The organism is Gammaproteobacteria bacterium (genome assembly GCA_022450155.1).
Lineage (GTDB): Bacteria > Pseudomonadota > Gammaproteobacteria > Arenicellales > UBA868 > REDSEA-S09-B13.
In genome coordinates, this window is sequence record JAKUQR010000019.1 from 18,353 (window position 1) to 37,053 (window position 18,701).

The 18,701-nt window shown below is 49.4% G+C and carries 19 protein-coding genes; 3 read left to right on the forward strand and 16 right to left on the reverse strand.

Going from position 1 to position 18,701, the window contains the following annotated elements:
• Positions 1–3: 3 nt before the first annotated feature.
• Both MK323_10855 and MK323_10860 read right to left on the reverse strand, forming a co-directional pair.
• Positions 4–2,262: an ATP-binding protein gene (locus MK323_10855; protein MCH2482653.1), complete on the reverse strand. Its 2,259-nt coding sequence runs from the start codon at positions 2,260–2,262 to the stop codon at positions 4–6.
• Positions 2,247–2,939 (reverse strand): response regulator, encoded by a 693-nt coding sequence (locus MK323_10860; protein MCH2482654.1) that lies wholly within the window; start codon positions 2,937–2,939, stop codon positions 2,247–2,249. The genes MK323_10855 and MK323_10860 overlap by 16 nt, the downstream gene beginning before the upstream one ends.
• Before the next feature lie 197 nt (positions 2,940–3,136).
• On the opposite strand from MK323_10860, the gene MK323_10865 reads away from it, so the two are divergent.
• On the forward strand, positions 3,137–3,367 hold the full coding sequence (locus tag MK323_10865) for a hypothetical protein (protein MCH2482655.1): 231 nt from the start codon (positions 3,137–3,139) through the stop codon (positions 3,365–3,367).
• 34 nt (positions 3,368–3,401) lie between these two features.
• On the opposite strand, the gene MK323_10870 is transcribed toward MK323_10865, so the two are convergent.
• The 10 genes from MK323_10870 to rpmF form a co-directional block, all read right to left on the reverse strand.
• Positions 3,402–3,926, reverse strand: coding sequence for a polymer-forming cytoskeletal protein (locus MK323_10870; GenBank protein ID MCH2482656.1), 525 nt, complete (start codon positions 3,924–3,926; stop codon positions 3,402–3,404).
• A gap of 217 nt (positions 3,927–4,143) precedes the next feature.
• Positions 4,144–4,929, reverse strand: coding sequence for a TatD family hydrolase (locus MK323_10875; protein ID MCH2482657.1), 786 nt, complete (start codon positions 4,927–4,929; stop codon positions 4,144–4,146).
• A 6-nt stretch (positions 4,930–4,935) separates the two neighbouring features.
• The gene (locus MK323_10880) at positions 4,936–5,988 is read right to left on the reverse strand and encodes a hypothetical protein (protein ID MCH2482658.1); all 1,053 of its coding nucleotides are present in this window, start codon (positions 5,986–5,988) and stop codon (positions 4,936–4,938) included.
• Positions 5,978–6,643, reverse strand: coding sequence for a dTMP kinase (gene tmk, locus MK323_10885; protein MCH2482659.1), 666 nt, complete (start codon positions 6,641–6,643; stop codon positions 5,978–5,980). Before tmk ends, MK323_10880 begins: the two co-directional genes overlap by 11 nt.
• Positions 6,624–7,628, reverse strand: a complete 1,005-nt coding sequence (mltG, locus tag MK323_10890) for an endolytic transglycosylase MltG (GenBank protein MCH2482660.1) — start codon at positions 7,626–7,628, stop codon at positions 6,624–6,626. Before mltG ends, tmk begins: the two co-directional genes overlap by 20 nt.
• 96 nt (positions 7,629–7,724) lie before the next feature.
• The gene (gene fabF, locus MK323_10895; GenBank protein ID MCH2482661.1) at positions 7,725–8,966 is read right to left on the reverse strand and encodes a beta-ketoacyl-ACP synthase II; all 1,242 of its coding nucleotides are present in this window, start codon (positions 8,964–8,966) and stop codon (positions 7,725–7,727) included.
• Between the two features lie 80 nt (positions 8,967–9,046).
• Positions 9,047–9,286 carry an acyl carrier protein gene (gene acpP / locus MK323_10900; protein MCH2482662.1) on the reverse strand — a complete coding sequence of 80 codons (240 nt, stop codon included), beginning with the start codon at positions 9,284–9,286 and terminating at the stop codon, positions 9,047–9,049.
• A 243-nt stretch (positions 9,287–9,529) separates the two neighbouring features.
• A complete protein-coding gene (gene fabG, locus MK323_10905; protein ID MCH2482663.1) occupies positions 9,530–10,264 on the reverse strand; it encodes a 3-oxoacyl-ACP reductase FabG in 735 nt (244 codons plus the stop codon).
• Positions 10,265–10,346: 82 nt separating this feature from the next.
• On the reverse strand, positions 10,347–11,363 hold the full coding sequence (gene plsX, locus MK323_10910) for a phosphate acyltransferase PlsX (GenBank protein ID MCH2482664.1): 1,017 nt from the start codon (positions 11,361–11,363) through the stop codon (positions 10,347–10,349).
• A gap of 70 nt (positions 11,364–11,433) precedes the next feature.
• The gene (rpmF, locus tag MK323_10915) at positions 11,434–11,619 is read right to left on the reverse strand and encodes a 50S ribosomal protein L32 (GenBank protein ID MCH2482665.1); all 186 of its coding nucleotides are present in this window, start codon (positions 11,617–11,619) and stop codon (positions 11,434–11,436) included.
• Positions 11,620–11,803: 184 nt separating this feature from the next.
• On the opposite strand from rpmF, the gene MK323_10920 reads away from it, so the two are divergent.
• The gene (locus MK323_10920; GenBank protein ID MCH2482666.1) at positions 11,804–12,352 is read left to right on the forward strand and encodes a Maf family nucleotide pyrophosphatase; all 549 of its coding nucleotides are present in this window, start codon (positions 11,804–11,806) and stop codon (positions 12,350–12,352) included.
• On the opposite strand, the gene MK323_10925 is transcribed toward MK323_10920, so the two are convergent.
• Positions 12,344–12,763, reverse strand: coding sequence for a Rieske 2Fe-2S domain-containing protein (locus MK323_10925; protein ID MCH2482667.1), 420 nt, complete (start codon positions 12,761–12,763; stop codon positions 12,344–12,346). The genes MK323_10920 and MK323_10925 overlap by 9 nt on opposite strands.
• A gap of 74 nt (positions 12,764–12,837) precedes the next feature.
• Positions 12,838–13,809 (reverse strand): RluA family pseudouridine synthase, encoded by a 972-nt coding sequence (locus MK323_10930; GenBank protein MCH2482668.1) that lies wholly within the window; start codon positions 13,807–13,809, stop codon positions 12,838–12,840.
• Between the two features lie 563 nt (positions 13,810–14,372).
• On the opposite strand from MK323_10930, the gene MK323_10935 reads away from it, so the two are divergent.
• Positions 14,373–16,520, forward strand: a complete 2,148-nt coding sequence (locus tag MK323_10935; protein ID MCH2482669.1) for an Rne/Rng family ribonuclease — start codon at positions 14,373–14,375, stop codon at positions 16,518–16,520.
• A 29-nt stretch (positions 16,521–16,549) separates the two neighbouring features.
• Here MK323_10935 and rlmD read toward each other — a convergent pair whose 3' ends face one another.
• Positions 16,550–17,851, reverse strand: a complete 1,302-nt coding sequence (gene rlmD, locus MK323_10940) for a 23S rRNA (uracil(1939)-C(5))-methyltransferase RlmD (protein ID MCH2482670.1) — start codon at positions 17,849–17,851, stop codon at positions 16,550–16,552.
• Positions 17,848–18,654: a 3'-5' exonuclease gene (locus MK323_10945; GenBank protein ID MCH2482671.1), complete on the reverse strand. Its 807-nt coding sequence runs from the start codon at positions 18,652–18,654 to the stop codon at positions 17,848–17,850. Before MK323_10945 ends, rlmD begins: the two co-directional genes overlap by 4 nt.
• Positions 18,655–18,701 lie beyond the last annotated feature (47 nt).

Below are 18,701 nucleotides of genomic sequence, written 5' to 3' on the forward strand. Positions count from 1 at the left end.
TTCCTATAGCGATGGGGAACGAATCAGTGTTACCGTAACAATAACGCCAGAGAGATCCTGTCGATTCTCCGCCTTAACCGACCCGCCATGAAACTCGGCGATGAGGCGCACGACGTATAGCCCAAGTCCCAGGTGTGCCTCACGAGCGTCTTTAGCACTGGAAACCATCGGATCGAATAATCTATGTTCGATGTCCTGGGGAAGGGCGGGCCCCCGATTAAGAACAGATAGGGAAATTAGTTCATGAGCGAGGCCGATCTGAACAACAATATCGCCAATAGTGCTGAAACGTATCGCGTTATCAACGAGCTTGTCCAAAAGCTGGGCCATTCGATCGGGGACTCCTTCGGTGTGGAATGGACCAGGCAAGGCGTCGATCCTGATTGTCCGATCCGTATAAACCTGTTGATACCCCTCTACACAAGAAGTAACGAGTTGCTTGAGATCGAACCTTTCGAACTGGTCTGATTCTTGTTCCAAGGCTTCTTTTAGGCTTGCAGCCTCTGTCAAACTGGTCAGTATCGAGCGAAGTCGGTGTACACCCTTTTGTGCGCGCAGAAGATACTTGTTATCGCGAAGGTCCTGGTTGGTATATTGAAGGTTTTCGAGTGAAGAATTCACGACGTTAAGGGGGTTGTGCATCTCGTGGGCCAGTGTGTCGGGCAGTTTTTCAAGATACCTGGTGTACTGACCAAGATTCTGCAACATGGCAGAAATACTTCGCGTCAGACTGCCAAGTTCATCGGCAGCACGCGTGCCGGATCTGATGTTGTCTCGAAGCAGCCGGCCTTCGGTTGTGGTTGCCTGTTCGGTTTCTCTCTGCAGCCGTCCGACTCGGTAAGTCAGTCTACTGGCAAACACAAGGATTATGATCGTCAAAAATAGAAATACGCCAAGGAAAAGGAGCATAAAGCGCCGTAGGGTTTCATATTGAAGCGCCAGCAACCGGTTTCCGCTCTGCTTCACCAGAATAGCCCCTTGTATTTCTCCTTTTGCCCATATAGGCAGGGCACTGACTATCAGTTTGGCATCACCATGTCGCCGACGTTCACTGACCTGAGAGCCGCTGTTTATTACATTCAAAAGGATACGAAGGTCTTCCTTAGATGAATCGACTGGCATGTCTTTGAGCCCGCCTAGGGGTTGGCGCAGCACCCAGTCGTACAAGGCCAGGGTCGCGGACTCGATACGATTCAACCATGTTTTATCGGCCATACGCGTCCGCTGTATTGTCAGCCGCCCGGGATAGAGACTCCCCAACTCTGCACGTAACCGAAAATCCTTGTCCCATATCCGTATGTTGGCCTCAGAAAGGTAGATGGGTTCGACCAGCTTGGCCAGTGCGGGGGTCATCAGTCGCACCCGACCAAGATTGTGAGCAAAAGGATCGGGGTCGGTAGAAATGCGCCCAGTTATCTCACGTGCCACCGGGTCGTCCACATCAATAATCTCAAATTTGACCCTCGCTCTTTGGCCGATAATATCTTTAGGAATTCTCACTTTAATGAAGTAACCGTCGTCGCCGGGTTGAATCACTGCAGTTATGTCTTTAAGCGCGTCGCCGGTTTCCAGCTCATGCCAGCCAGTCTTCATTGAATAGACACTCATCCGTCCTTCCTCTCTCGCAACTAAAAGGTACCGCCTGAGTTCAATCCCAAATGCCTGAATTGTGACTCGCAGCTGATCGCTGTTATCCAGGCTGACTAACTCCGGGTCTCTGAACACGACGTAATCGTCTGTAACTTCAAACATCGCATAAACGAACGAGCCATGAGTGCCTAGAGCGTGACGAACAGACAGAGAATGCGGCCTGTAGTCTATCGTGCATTCGAAAAACCCGGTCCCCGTGTATTCACGGATATCCTGAAAAGACGATCTCCAATCGTCTGCTTTGGAATCGATCGAAAGAGAGTTACTCAGTTCAGTTGGTAATACTTCGAATGACTGTCCAAGGACTTCCGGCACACCAACATCAGGGTCGAATAAGTCTTCTCGGTTCGAAAGCAAACTTGCGATCCCTTCAGAAGTTAGTTCGAGCACCTGTTGCTGTCCCTCCAGCAAAAAGTTTTCCATTTCGCGGACCGATTTATAGCCCATCCATGGAATAGTCAACAGTGAGAGCACCAACAGCAACAACTTGGTTCTAATCTTGAGCCCGGTTCGGATGGATTGACGCTTTGGCTTACCCTTTCCAGGTTGTCGATGGGTGAAGGACTTATCGATTGTCTGTATCGTGGTCACGGCATCTAGTCGTGGGCCCATTTATAGCCGGTGCCATGAACAGTTTGTATTCGATCAAAAGTGGGATCAATGAGCCTGAACTTGTTTCTGACACGACGGATATAGCCGTTGATCGTGTTTCTTTCCACCAGGCCTTGGCGCGTGACATCGTTCAGTGCCTCGTATGTCTTGACATGGCCAGGTCGACGAGCCAGTGACTCAACCAACCAGAACTCCGTCAATGTCAGATTCACGATTTCATTTCGCCACACAACCGACATACTTCTTTCATCTATTTCTAGATGATCTACCTTTATTGACGCTTCGGAATCTACCGGTTGTTGAAGCTGTTCAGCTATTCGAAGCAGGGCATGAACTCTGGCAACCAAGAATTCAAGGCTAACCGGTTTGGTGATGTAGTCCCAGGCTGTCATCCGCTGGGACGAGATGCGATCGGCATCACTATCCCGAGCGGTCAGAAAAATAACAGGGAGGTGAGGGCTCATGTTCCTGAGTTCCATACACAACTCAAAACCACCGTCCATATCCTCACCCAACATGATGTCCAGGATAGCAAGATCTGGAAGTGACTTTTGGAATCCAGCCTGCGCTTCTGGTTTACTGCCATATTCTTGGATCTCGTAGCCCTGCGCTGCGAGAACATCCGCGTAGTTTTCGCGTTGATCAGAATCGTCTTCAACAACGGCTACTATTTTCATGTTGTAGCTCTCAGTTGGTTGGTTGCAGCATCAAATATTCAAGATTACGTACCGATCGTCTCAGCGGTGAACTTACTCAAATGTACTCCAAAAAACAATAAAACCAGGATTACCCTGCGATTACCATCAATCCGACGCCTGGAAACCAGTTCAAATTACTACAGTTTTGGTTGGCGAAGAACCCTGTCGAGCAAGAAATGTCGAAGATAGTATTTGTACCGCTAACAGACGAAATGGTATTTGAGCACCCGGAAATGATTACGGGGCCCATCACGACCTATAAAGCGACCACTCTAACAGCGGACGATCGTTCTTTAAACACGAAGAAATCGCTTCATGCCCCTGGTGCCTACCTGAAAGGCGATATGGTCAGCGGTTTCGACGTTGTCTATCTATCCGATGAGCCAATAAAGGGATATCAGGGGTAAAAAACCGCGGTTAGAGCCGCGGTTTTTTGCTTGGCTAAGTATTCCGCAGGGGTGGGGGTGTATCCTGCTTTTCTCGTCCAGGTCGCACTGGACGGGTCGCACTGGGCCTGAGGCGAGGAGCCGAAGAGCGATCGCCGCCGATAGCCAATTTGTCGACAGACATATCGATAGAGCCTTTAAATTGGCAACCATCTTCGAGAACAACTCTCGGTGCTCGAATGTCACCCGCGACCTGACCAGTGGGGGTTACCAGAACTTGTTCTGTACCGCGAAGTTCCCCTTTGACTTCGCCTTCAACTCGGATCACACGAGCATTGATGTTCGCAGTGACACGACCATTTTTACTGACAACAAGTGAGTTTTCCTTGAAATTAACAGTACCTTCGATCGTACCATCAACAATCAGGTCCTCTTCGCCCGCAACATCACCATGGATGATGATAGAGGAGCCTATGGTTGCTGCTTTCTTGGCCGATGAACTCTGCGCCTTGGGCGCAGTAGTGGACGGCTTGGCGGTGGTGTCTGTTTTTTCGGTATCCGGTAGTTGGTTTTGACTCATGGTGATGTCCTTTGGGTATCAAATAGGTAATTGCCTCATAGGCCTTAGGGGCAGTAATCAGTAAATCCCCGATAGGGGAGACATTGTCTACTGAGCGACCGTCTAGCGTCAATTGGCTGAGGTGGTAAATTCGTGCATATATCTTACTTAACATAACATACATTATGCGTAGTGACTACATCGAATACAGCTGACATTGTAACTATTTAATCCGTCATCAGTGATTTTGCCGCGTGGCCAGAGGAAACAGTTGGAAAAAGTTATCTGTGGTCTGTTGTGCCAATAAATCAAGCTCAACACCTCTGAGTTCTGCCAGGAAACTCGCCGTATCCGCGACAAACGCGGGCTCGTTCGTGCGACCACGATGAGGTACAGGTGCAAGATATGGCGCGTCCGTCTCGACCAGTAGTCGGTCATCCGGTACTTTGCGAGCGACCTCCCTGACTGAGTCAGCATTCTTGAAGGTCACAATTCCGGATATAGACACATAAAAGCCCATGTCCAGAGCTGCTTTGGCAGTCGCCCAGTCTTCGGAAAAGCAATGCATGACACCACCCGCCTCTGAAGCATTTTCTTCCCGCATTATGGAAATCGTGTCTTCGTTTGCACCTCTTGTATGGACGACGAGTGGTTTGCCGAGTTCCCTCGAAACCGTGATATGTTTTCGGAACCGATCCGATTGCCATTTAAGATCACCCTTTGACCGGTAGTAATCCAGACCGGTTTCTCCTACGGCGACAACAATGGGGTCCGCGGCCGCTTCTCGGAGCTTCACATATTCAGGCGAGTCAAGTATTCCTGGATCGTGGTTTGGGTGTACACCGGCAGTCGCGAACACATGGGCATATCTATGGGATATTTGTTTAATATTCTCCAGATCTTCTAGATTTACCGCTATGCAAAGCAGGTAACTTACACCGACTGCCTTTGCCCGCTCCAGTACCCCGTCCAGATCCTCGGACAGTTCAGGAAAATCGATATGACAATGTGAATCGACCAGTATCAACGGCTAAGCCCCCGACGGTTCGCGAAAAGACAATTTGAATGCGATGTCTTCCAGGAATAACTGCTCGTCGACTGACTTCTTGGGCCAACTGAGAAACCTGCCGATCTCGAAATAAACTGAGAATAGTACTTCCCTAAACTCCAGGGCAACATTCGGGGAAATCAGAACCGGGACATCAGCATCATGGTCGGGTCTGACCGACTCCTTCAAGCCGCGATATATCTCCGATTGAATCACCTTCAGGGTACACCCTATGTCGTACATGCCTCTCTGGCGCGTAAAAGCACCCGCGCTGAGCTTGCCGGAGACTAGATTAGCCAGTCCTTCGATCAACTCTTGGTGAGCATCTAACTGTTCTCTTGTATTCATTTGGAGCACTTGATAAGGGCCCAGCCCGTGTGTAATCAGTTGCTGTGCGACGCTAAAATCTACCTTATGTTCGGTCGTCAGCCATTCGATAGATTCTTCGCTAGTAGGGTCGTCAAGATCGAGTCGACTGCAGCGACTACGTATTGTCGGCGGTAAACTGCCTGGGAACGAAGACAACAACAGAAAATAGGTCCCACTAGTCGGCTCCTCTAGTGATTTTAGAAGTGCATTCGCCGCATTCAGGTTAAGCGCGTTGGCTGGATAGATCAGACAGACTTTGCTTGACCCTAAACCAGGGGTTTTGTTCAGAGCATCGGTGACTGCCCGTATTTGATCTACGGTGATGATGCTTCTGACAGTCGTCCTTCGTGCCCTTTTTGTGGAATCCTCTTCGGCGTATCTGATCGAGTGACTTCTGAATCTAAGATCACCGGTTTCCTCCGCTTCTTCGGTTGAAACAACATGCAGATCCGGATGTGCCGCTCGTTCGAACATCTGACATGAAGTGCATGTCGTACAGGGTCCGTCACTGCCCCCCGCATCGCATAACAACAGTCTGGCAAGTTCCATGCCAAGATTCAGTACACCCGTACCCTGTTTGCCGACAAGTAAGGTTGAAGAAGGTATACCCTGGGGTCTTAACTGCAACGAGCGCCACAGGGCCTGATGCCACGGGCTAACCGCCATTTTCCTGCTCTGAAGGGCTCATCATATTTTCAACTTCAGTCCTGATGGCCTGGTGTACCTGGGCAATAGTACCTGACGCGTCAACCAGGGCAATACGTGAACGACACTGACGATATCTTTCCAGATAAGCTTCCCGGACCCGCCGCTTAAACGCGAGATCCTGCTGTTCTATCCGGTCATGGGCTTCGCCGCGACGTGTTAACCGAAGAATGCCCTGCTCCACTGGCAAGTCCAACAAAATCGTTTTATCCGACGTAAAGTCACCCTGAACAAAAATCTGCAAGCCTTCTATATCTTTTATTGCGACCTGACGACCACCACCTTGGTAAGCAAAAGTCGCATCTGTAAATCGATCTGACAATACCCATTGTCCGCTGGCTAAGCGTGGCTTGATCACCTCAGTGATGTGCTGTGAACGCGCCGCAAACATCAGCAACAATTCAACTTTGTCATCAATAGGGTCGGAGCTGTGAAGAATGATGTCCCTTAACGCCTCGCCGAGCCGGGTGCCACCAGGTTCGCGGGTCATGTATGCATCAATACCCCTTCCTCTCAAATAGTCTGATAACAGTTCAATCTGAGTCGTTTTGCCGGAGCCATCTCCACCTTCTAACGTAATAAAGTGCCCCTTGTTGTTACTGGCTTTTAGATTCATTCCTTCGCCGGTAGGTTTTTACGGCTTGTTGATGTTCCTCAAATGTCTTTGAAAATTGGTGCGTGCCATCACCTTTGGCGACGAAATAGAAGAAGTTATGTTCTTCAGGATGCGCAGCCGCAAAGAGTGAAGCCCAACCTGGGCAGCTGATCGGTGTTGGTGGGAGTCCATTCCTTGTATAGGTATTGTAAGGGGTGTCTTTAGCCAGATGTTCTCTGGTCAGAGCACCGGTAAATTCATCGCCCAGGCCATAAATTACGGTAGGGTCGGTCTGCAATCGCATGTTTTCTCGCAGTCGATTGATGAATACCCCACTTATTCGTGGTTTCTCATGCGCAACAACTGCTTCTTTTTCTATGATCGAAGCAAGAATCAGCAGTTCATACGTGCTTTTTAGCAAAAAGCCATTCGCTTTTCCTGACCAGGCCTCCTGAAGTTTCACCGTCAAATTCTTGTTTGCGCGCTGCAAGATGCTAACAGGAGTGTCGGACCTAACGTAACGATAGGTATCTGGGAAAAACAATCCCTCGAGCACTTTATGGTCGGTGTCGATCGCTTGTTTGATCAGTTCTGATGTCAAGTCACGCTCTTCTCTGTAGAGCGATGTGACAGAATCCAACCGGCCAATCATGTCGCTAAGTGTGAAGCCTTCCGGAAAGGTGATTGAGTGTTCGATTACTTTACCAGCGACCACCTGAGTGATGATCTCTTCCACGCTGTCCCCTGTGCTGATCGCATATTCCCCGGCTTTCAGACTCGTTGACCGCCCAGTTGCCATTACCCAGACCATGATGGGTAAAGGCCATTCAAGATCACTTAGCTGTGTCATCATTTCTGCAAAGTCGCGCAGACTGCTGCCGGTCTCAAGGAGAAGTACGTTGCTGCGTAAAACACGCGGTTCGTTCGCCGCCTGCTGAAGGTAGGTCATCGCAATCACAAGAATAAAAACCACACCTGCTATGCTTATGAGAACGTGTTTTGACACGTTATGTCACCCTGACAGATTCTTAGCCGTCTTTTATGCCCTGCTATAGTTCGAGCGGGTAGCCATAATCACCTAGTCCAGATCAGGCGCCATGATTCAGCCTAGGTAACGCCTGAACACGAGAGTGCCATTGGTTCCACCGAACCCAAATGAGTTGCTCAATGCCGTACTGATGCCAACTTCCCTAGCTGTACCCGGTACATAATCCAGGTCGCAGTCCGGATCGGGTGTCTCAAGATTGATTGTTGGCGGGATCACACCATGATAAAGCGATAAAACTGTCGCCACCGCTTCAACACCGCCCGCCGCACCGAGTAGATGCCCTAGCATAGATTTGTTTGAACTGATCATCAGCTCGTAGGCGGCTGGACCGAAAGTCCTCTTTATTGCGAGAGTCTCACCCAGGTCACCCTGGGGTGTAGAAGTGCCGTGAGCATTGATGTAGTCGATTTCACTGGAATCAATGCAACCGTCGCTCAGCGCTTTTGCCATACATCTAGACGCGCCCTCCCCTCCAGTCGAAGGCTGCGTCATGTGGTGCGCATCTCCGCTCATACCAAACCCTGTCAGTTCCGCATAGATTCTCGCGCCCCTGGCTTTCGCATGCTCCAGTTCTTCCAAGACCATCGTGCCGGCACCTTCACCAAGGACGAACCCGTCTCGCTCGATGTCCCAAGGACGACTCGCCCTGGTGGGATCATGATTTCTTCGACTGAGTGCCTTAGCCGCACCAAAACCGGCCATAGACGTTGGGGTGATACTCGATTCAGTACCCCCGGCAATCATGACTGTTGCCTCACCGTATTGAATCAATCGAGCCGCCATCCCTATGCTATGAGTTCCGGTTGTACAGGCTGTTGCAATGGCCAGATTTGGACCTTGCGCATCCAGCATAATGGATAAATTTCCGGAGACCATATTGATGATACTGCTGGGAATATAGAATGGAGAAACCCTTCTGGGTCCTTTTTCTAGCAACGTGCTCGTAGTTTTTTCAATCGTCTCCAGGCCACCTATTCCCGCCCCAATCAAGATACCAAAGCGGTCTTTATCGAGTCCACCATTCAGGCCCGCATCATCGTAGGCCTCCAGGCCCGCGACCACACCCAGTTGTACAAATCGATCCATCTTCCGCGCATCTTTGCTAGAAAGGCGTACCAGTGGATCAAAATCCTGAGCTTCACCAGCAATGGAAGATGGATAACCGGTCGCGTCAAAAAAGCTGATAGGGGTAATACCTGCCCGACCTTCAATCAGAGCTGACCAGGTTTCCGGCATGCCACAACCTACTGGCGTGATACAACCTAGACCGGTGACCGCAACTCTGTGTCTAGCCATTTAATCGATGCTATAACTAGAAAAGCCGCGCTTAGCGTTTCGCTAAGGCGGCTTCTTGATTCAGGTCAGTAAGTCTGCTATCAACCGCTAGCGCTCGCATTAATAAAATCTATCGCCTGCTTGACCGTAGTGATCTTCTCAGCCTCGTCATCGGGTATCTCGGCGTCAAATTCTTCTTCCAAGGCCATTACAAGCTCCACTGTATCCAGGGAGTCCGCACCCAGGTCATCAACAAACGAAGCGTCAGGTGTTACCTGGTCTTCAGCTACACCAAGCTGTTCGACGACGATTTTTTTTACTCGATCTTCTATGGTGCTCATTGGTTTACTAGTCTCCCTAGGTATTGCAGCTGCAGGTCATGGCGACATTATGGGCCAGACTCCGATGCGACAGGGTTTCCCATTGGCGCGCATTAAACAATATTACCCAACTGAAGTCCATCACAGGGTGTGCGAAACGTTCATTGTATCAATCTTAAACAAGCCGGCTATTGAGCCCAGCCAGAGTCGATATTATAGATCAATACATGCCACTATGTGACTGAATATCATCCGATAAAATGCTTAACCCATATACATCCCGCCGTTGACATGTAGAACCTGTCCAGTGATGTAGGCGCCCGCATCAGAGGCCAGAAATGCCACCAGCGCGGCAACCTCATGGGGGTAGCCGAGTCGCCCCAACGGCACGGACTCAATCAGGCGTTCACGCTGGCTTTCCGGCAACCTTGTCGTCATATCTGTATCGATAAAGCCGGGTGCGACCGTATTAACGGTGATGTTCCGGCTTGCAACTTCTCGCGCTAATGCGCGGGTGAATCCGATCATGCCGGCTTTTGCCGCTGCATAGTTCGATTGTCCCGCGTTACCGGCGCTGCCAACCACAGAGCCAATGTTAATTATTCGGCCATGACGTGCTTTGGTCATTTTGCGTAACACAGCTTTTGAAAGTCTATATAACGACTTTAAATTCGTGTCTATGATGTCATCCCAGTCTTGTTCCTTCATTCTGAGTAGCAGGCTATCTCCCGTTACACCGGCGTTGTTTACGAGCACGCTTACAGAGCCATACTCAGTCTCTATTTCGCCCAGCAGTTTATCCACTGATTCTTGATCCCTGACATCTAATCGACACCCTTTGCCAGGGATTTCTATTTTTTTGAAAGATTCGGTAATGGTATGAGCACCCTCTGCAGTGGTGGCTGTTCCAACGACAAGACAACCCGCACTTCCGAGTGCTTCACATATAGCTTTGCCTATACCTCGACTACCACCCGTCACCAGGCAAATTTCAGCCATGAGTTCTTTTTTTACAATGTCGAACCGAACCTACGCTCATGATCTAAAGCCTATTCAGCCAAATTTCTCAAGCTGGTCCAGATTACGCAGGGATCTGTTGTTCATTCAACTGGCCAAGATCGTCACGTATCTGAGCAACCAGGTTATTGGTGACAGCTGTTTGAGCCACCTTAATAGCGTGCGCAAACCCTACTTGATCAGTGCCTCCGTGACTCTTAACAACCGTACCACTCAAACCCACTAAAACTGCACCATCGTAGCGTCTATGATCTATTCGAGTACGAATTGCTTTGAGTACCGGTGCGGACAAAGCCCCTAAAAACCGTGACCACAATGATCGCATATATTCCTCCCTTACGGCCTTTGTCAGCATCTGCGCCAAGCCTTCGCTGGTTTTGAGTGCAACATTGCCGGCAAAACCATCACAAACAATGATATCGACTTCACCACTGAAAATATCATCTCCTTCTACATAGCCGATAAAGTTGATCGGACTGCTCTGGAACAACTGATACGCTGCTTTGACGGTCACGTTTCCTTTGACCTGTTCAGTTCCGATATTGAGAAGCCCTACCGTGGGATGAGGGTTGTTTTCGAGTGTCCGAACTAAACTGGCACCCATCATGCCGAATTGCAGAAGGTGCTCAGGCAAACTTTCTACATTGGCGCCAAGATCCAGTATGTGTACGTGGCCATTGGCTCGTGGGAGTGCGCTAACAATAGCAGGTCGATCTATTCCAGGTAGTGTTTTCAGCACAAACCGAGCGGTAGCCATGAGAGCGCCTGTGTTCCCTGCGCTGACACACGCATCAGCTTTTCCAGCTTTTACGAGATCAATTGATATCCGTAGAGAGGAATTCTTTTTGTTCTTAAGCGCCGAGACAGGGGATTCGTCCATTTCAACGACTTCTGTCGATCCAACTATCTCCAGCCTGGGGTGAGACTTATTCGAACCCAGTGCTTTCTCAATTGAGTCGATTGCACCCACCAGGGTGATTGAAAGATCTGGGTTTTCTTGTACCATCGAGCATGCCGCAGGTACGGTAACGGATATGCCGTAATCACCCCCCATCGTGTCGACGGCGAGAGTAGTATTCACCTCAGTAGCTATCTCGCTTTTCTGCCTGTTTACGCCCGAGCTGCGCGAACCGAGTGTGGCGATTCAAACACTACTCAGATACGTCTCGGTCGCTGACGACCTTTCGTCCGCAATAATAGCCGTCAGCTGTCACGTGGTGTCTACGATGCAGTTCCCCAGAAACTGGGTCAGTTGACAATGTCGTGCCGGTCAGCGCGTCATGTGATCGCCGCATACCTCTTTTCGATGGGGTTTTCCTGTTTTTTTGAACAGCCATAAGTAATCTCTTGTTCTAGAATCTAATTCTTGGAGAACCCAGAATACGGGCCAAGCCACTCTGGGCAGATTGATGGATAAACGAGCACGAATTTTATTCTTTGCAGCTTAAAGTGTCAAAAAACTCAAAAAATCAGGAACTTGTTCTTGCGTCTTCTTCCCGATACCGGCGCGAGCTTCTAGAAATGCTATTCATGCCCTTCCGGGTTGTGCCTCCTGACATTGATGAATCGGCGAAAAAAGGTGAGGACGCAACTACGCTTGTCGAACGACTTGCGAGTGAGAAGGCCCAAGTTGTGGGTCAACAAGAAGCGCGTGCTTTGATCATCGGGTCAGATCAGGTGGCTGTATACGCCGGTCAGATCGTCGGCAAACCAATCGACCGAGAAGATGCAATCTCCCAGCTTGAACTCATTTCTGGAGGCAAGGCAGAACTGCTGACCAGCGTAGCAGTGATAAACACACTCACGGGGCACACCCAGGTTCAAACAGTGCCAACGTTGATCCAGTTTAAAGAACTGAGTCGCACAGCAATCGAATACTATCTCGATATTGATAAGCCTTACGACTGCTGTGGAAGTGTCCGCATTGAAGGACTGGGTATCACATTACTGAAAAGTATTCGGTCCGAGGATCCTACCGCGGTGATGGGACTGCCTATGATCACGTTGGTATCGATGCTTGAAAAAGAAGGGATAGACCCATTGACGATGGGACCTGTGAAACTAGGTTGAGCCGATATTTGTCTCCGAACTGACCTCTAACGAGTCGCCTATCAATCGATAGGTGTCGTCCTCCAAATATATCCCCCCATCGGACTCGATGATGCTTAACGCTTGAAGCGGTTTGCCTCTGCAGGGACCGCCGGCACATGCCCCCGTTTTTGGATCATAAAGCGCACCGTGGGTCGCGCAAACCAGATACTGGCCATCATTGTCAAAATATTCGCCCAGGCTCCAGTCCAGTTCCAGCGCCATATGTGCACATTGGTTGAGAAAACCTGTAACACCCTCAGCAGATCGAACCACAAAAGCCGGGTAAGTTCTTGCCTGATCTGTGACCTTGAAGCGAAGTCCTCTGCCCCCAGTTGTCAAAGAATCGGATCGACAAACCAGCTTATCGTTGATTGTAACGTTCGACGCCATAACCTAATTTGTTAGCTCGAAACACGGTAGTTTCTTGAAAGAAGTCCGGCCTCGGGTCGTCGCAAATCCTTTTGTTACAACTTTGGCTTCGCCGGCATGAGTTGTTCAAAGTCATCTGGGAATGGGGCCTCTACTTTTAACAAAGCATCGGTTTCAGGATGTTGAAGTACAATTCTAGTCGCATGCAGCAGTTGTCTCTTTATTCCCAACTGCGCCAAATTCTGGTTGTGCGAAACGTTGCCATATTTACGATCAGCCGCAACCGGATATCCAACTGATGCTGCATGGACACGTATCTGGTGCATCCGCCCTGTCATTAGCTTAACCTCGACCAGGGTATATCCATTTATGCTTCTAAGTGGTTGAAAAATCGTCCGAGCGGGGCTCCCGCTCGAAGATAGTACGACTCGATTAACTACGTTGCCTCGGGTTTTCTTTAAAGGTGCTTTAACCTCGTGAACACCACCTTCCCACTCCCCCACCACAATAATATGATAGGTTTTGTAGACATGTGCCGATTCCTTCTGTCTGCGCAGGCTGGCATGAAGAGATCTGAGACAGTCTGGTGTTTTACACAGAATCAGACAGCCCGATGTATCTTTATCCAGTCGGTGGGCTAACTCAAGAAAGCTGTCGGCGTAACGCTCTGCTCTTAGTAGATCGATAATACCACCGGCAAGACCTGTGCCCCCATGCACCGCAATTCCAGGGGGCTTGTTCACCACCAAAAGTGATTGATCTTCATAGAGTGTTTGGATCAGATCGACCTTTGACAAATCCAGCACACCAACCGAGTCACGACTCGCCGTTCTAACTGGGGGAATCCGCACCTTATCTTTGTACCGGAGCCGATAATCGGGTTTGACTCTTCCGCTATTGACCCGCACCTGGCCATCTCTGATGATTCTATAGATGTGACTCTTGGGGACACCCTTGAGTATTTTGCGTAAATAGTTGTCCAACCGCCGGGTTGCAGACCTTTCATCGACCTCCAAGAGTGTCGGGCGACCAGCCTGGGGACTGGCTATTTCATCTGAGCTAACCATCACTTTGTTTGCCTGGAAAAGAGGCGAATGCTATAATCTTTTGAGTTGTAGAGGAAAAATACCGTGTAAGCGCGTGCTATAGCAAGCATTGTAAGCGCCCGGTTTGAGAGATTTTCGGCACTGTGGGAAGCATGATCGGCCCAATTTGGTCCTCCCAGAGTGCCCGGAGAGCACAGTCAGTCGCCAGGTAGTTACCTGGCAAATATCTGACTTACTGACAACAGGCAGTTCGGTAAATGATACACTGGCGAAACGCCAGCTGGAATATGCCAAGACACAGTGTCAAAACTGCTGACCGTTTAAACAATGCATAACAGGAATTGTAGTATAGCAACCGGGGTAACATAAGCTCGCCAATCTAGCGAGTCGTTTCCCATAGTCTACACCTGAAGCACTCTTCAATCAGTTATCTCTCAGGCCATCGGCCTTACGGTTTACGGATGCCCCGTAACCGCTTAGTTTGGCTTACCACGGGTACGACTTAATAACCGTCGCCATGTTGCCGTATTGCACATGAGTGGTGCACGTCACGGGACTTGGCGACCTGAAGGTGAGAGAAAACAATGAAAAGAATGCTATTTAATGCAACCCACTCAGAAGAGCTCCGGGTAGCGATTGTCGATGGTCAGAAATTGCTTGATCTAGACATCGAATCAGCCGTACGAACACAGCGCAAAGGGAATATCTACAAAAGTATTGTAACTCGCGTAGAGCCTAGCCTAGAAGCTGCCTTCGTAGATTACGGTGCCGACAGGCAAGGGTTTTTGCCCCTGAAAGAAATCTCCCGGTCGCACTTTGAGAACTATTCTCCATCGACACCTATGGCACAAGTCAAAATACAAGATGTTGTGTCTGTCGGTCAAGAATTCCTGGTTCAAGTGGAAAAAGACGAACGTGGTACTAAAGGCGCGGCGTTGACAACTTTTATTAGCCTGGCTGGTCGCTATCTCGTGCTCATGCCCAACAATCCTAAAGGCGGTGGAATTTCACGCCAAATTGAAGGTGATGAACGCACAGAACTCAGAGATGTAATGGCACAGTTGACTGTCCCAACTGCCCATTCGTTGATAGCCAGAACGGCCGGGATAGGCAAATCAACAGAGGAGCTTCAATGGGACCTGGACTTTCTGCTGCAGTTGTGGAATGCGATAGAAAAAGCCAGCGATGAAAAATCTGCTCCCTTTCTCGTTTATCAGGAAAGCAACTTGATCGTCCGAGCGATACGAGACTATCTGCGCGGTGACATCCAGGAAATTGTCATCGATCAGCAGGATATTTTTGAGCGTGCCAGTCGATTTATGCAGCAGGTTATGCCGCACAACATGGTTCGTCTCAAGCACTACCAGGACACCATTCCTCTGTTTTCGAGATTTCAGATAGAGCATCAAATCGAAAGTGCCTATTCTCGAAAAGTAACCCTAACTTCGGGTGGTTCATTAGTTATAGATCACACTGAGGCACTGGTGAGCATCGACGTCAACTCAGCACGCGCGACCAAGGGCTCAGATATTGAGGAGACAGCCCTACAGACTAATCTGGAAGCTGTGGACGAACTCGCCCGTCAGTTGAGAATACGTGATCTTGGTGGATTGATTGTAATCGACCTGATAGATATGACGTCGTCCTATAACAAGAAAACGGTAGAAGCAAGGTTGCATGATGCTGTTAAGAACGATCGCGCAAGGATTCAGCTGGGACATATTTCGCGCTTTGGCTTGCTTGAAATGTCAAGACAGCGCCTCAGATCTTCGATTAGCGAATCAAATTATAAATCCTGTGTGCTGTGCAAAGGTACTGGACAAATCCGAAATGTGACTTCATCGGCATTGAGCCTGCTTCGTATACTCGAGGAAGAAGCGCTAAAGGAAAATACAGAAGCGATCATAGCTGAGCTGCCCATTGATACAGCAACTTTTCTGATGAATGAAAAGCGTTACGAAGTCAGCCAGATCGAGAATAGACTGGGCACCCGTCTCGTTATAATACCTTCAGCACATCTGCAAGGGCCGCAACTGAACATCAGAAGATTGCGTAGTGAGGATATTGATGAGATGGGCTACCAGGCGAGCCACGAGCTTAAATCAGACCATACTTCCAATGACTCTCTGGAACAGTATTCTCCAGAGCAAAGACCACCCGAAGCAGCCGTTAAGCTGGAGCAACTCTCAACCAAGCCGCCCCCTATATCTCCGGCCGTTGCAAAACCATCCAAGGAACCATCCGCCAGTGGATTCTTTGCCAGGATACGCAATCTATTCTCCAAATCGATCGCATTATTGGAAGAAGAACCAGATACAACTGAAAAGTCGAAAACTCACTCTCGCAATCGTCGCCGTAATTCAGGACAGCATCGAGGGGGGTCGAACCGTCGCAGCCAGAAAAGCCGTGCTAATGCTGATAAAGGTTCAAGAGCTCCCGATTCCGATAATCCCAGGGGCCAAAACAGACAGGCCCGGGGCGGCTCACAACCTAATCGCCACCGCAGACCCCGTAATGATCGAAAAACAACGGACCAGGGAAACAGTCAACCCGCCAACCCAAATAGGTCCTCAAGCACTGCGACAAGTCAAAAGCCCAGTGCTCAGCAGGAAAGCAAGACGGGCACGGACCAGGGAAACAGTCAACCCGCCAACCCAAATAGGCCCTCAAGCACTGCGACAAGTCAAAAGCCCAGTGCTCAGCAGGAAAGCAAGACGGGCACGGAGGGCTAACGCCACTATGTCTTCTCGTTTGCCTTTAGTTAGCTGAGCTCAAGCTCGGCGATGCTCTCGATATGTGGCGTCTGAGGAAACATGTCGATGAGCCCGATGCGTTTCAGTATATAGCCATGTTCATTAACGAGGAGATTAAGATCCCTTGCCAAGGTCGCTGGATTACAAGATATATATATGACCCGTTCGGGTTTAAGCGATCCAACCAGCCACTTGCACACATTTAAAGCACCGGAGCGTGGAGGATCGATCAGTACCTTATTGAATGGGCCCGGGTCCCAGGTTTCTATGGAATCGGAATAGAGGTCAAAGTGCTCTACTTTGGCATTGCCAATCTTGTTCAACCGAACATTAGACCGTGCTCTTTGTACAAGACCGGGGTCCCCTTCTACGCCCAGTACACTACTGGCCGCACTGGCTAACGTTAACGTCAAATTTCCGACACCACAGAACAAGTCCAGAACGTTGTCCGCCGGTTTAAGTTCAAGCAATTCGACAGCCCGCTGAACCATCAACTCGTTTGTTGATGAATTTACTTGAATAAAATCGGTTGGAGAAAACTGAACTCTTATGCCGTTTTTAGAGAACCGATACTCAAGCATTGGTGGTTCCTCAGGGTATAGTGGTTTTACAGTACCTACCCCACCTGATTGCAGATAGACACAAGCATCGTGTGATCGTGCAAATTCTTCCAGCAATGTGCAATCATTGCCGCTAAGCGCCTCCAAATGTCGGAAGACCAGCGCAATTTGATTATCCCCCGCCGCAACCTCAACTTGTGGAATTCGATCGGGGCGGCTTAATTGAGTAATCAGTCTCTTGAGTGAGGGCAATAAATGTGAGATACGCTGATCCAGGGTCAGGCACCTGTCCAGATTGGTAACGTAGTTTTTATTCTTTTCTCGAAACCCAACCAAAACCCCACCCTTTTTCGGCACCAGTCTGACACCAAGGCGAGCTTTGCGTCTATAACCCCACGGGGATCCCCCAAGCGGCGGTAAAACTTGTTGGGGCACTATCCCCGAATCACGCTCCAACTGATCGAGCAATACTTGTTGTTTGATGACGTTCTGGTAACTGGCTTCAATGTGCTGCAGGGCGCAACCTCCGCAGATGCCGAAATATTCACAGTGCGGTTCGGTCCTCGATGGGCTCCTCTTGAGCACCTCTTCCACAACACCGAAACCATGAGAGTTCTTATTTTTGATCACGCGAAATCGCACCACTTCGGTAGGGAGAGCGAAATCTACAAACCAGACCTTGCCGTCCTGCCTGGCGATGCCCCGACAGTCACTGGATAATGAAAGTATTTCTGCCTCGATGACTTTCACGATTGTGAAGGCTTATCGTGTGGAAGGCTCCATTCCGATAGGAAATCAGCTATGTGAGGGCGTCCATCCTGAACCAAAGTAGACCGGACTCTGTCGATTTCCAGCTCATAGCTATCGGGTGTCAGATGACCTCGGATGTATTGGAAACGAAGGTAGATCAGATAAGTATTTAGCACATCCGTCTCACAATAATTGCGAATCGTTTCGATATGGCCCGCGTTGTATTGACGCCATACATCAGCGCCACTCATGCCCATTTTTCCAGGCAGCCCCAAAAGTTGCGCAATCTCGTCTAGGGGCGCTGTCGCTCTGGCCTGGAAACCCGACAGAACATCCATAAGATCAATATGACGCCAGTGATAACGGTTTACATAATTATTCCATCTGAATTCCCTGTCAGTATCGCCGGTTTCCCAGTAACGTGTTGAGATGGCACCGTTATACAGAGCCCGATAATGTATAACAGGGAGATCGAATCCCGAGCCATTCCAGGAAACAAGGATTGGATCGTATCGCTCAACACCACTGAAAAACCGCTCCAACAGCTCTTTTTCAGTTGAATCTGCGCTACCCAAACTCCAGACGCGGAAACCGTCATCCTCCTTCAGAGCAACAGCGATCGCGACTATACGATGGTAGTGAAGAGCCAGAAAATCGGAACCGCCAGTTTTTTGTCGTCGTCGGTGTGACATTGCACGAACGACCTCTTGATCATCAATGCCGTCTAACTCCAGCGCCTTCCTTCCAGATACGACGTCTGGTACTGTTTCTACATCAAAGACAAGGACTGGTGAGTTAAACACTGCTTCTCTTAGACAGTCTCAACTTCTATATCAACAGCATTACGGTA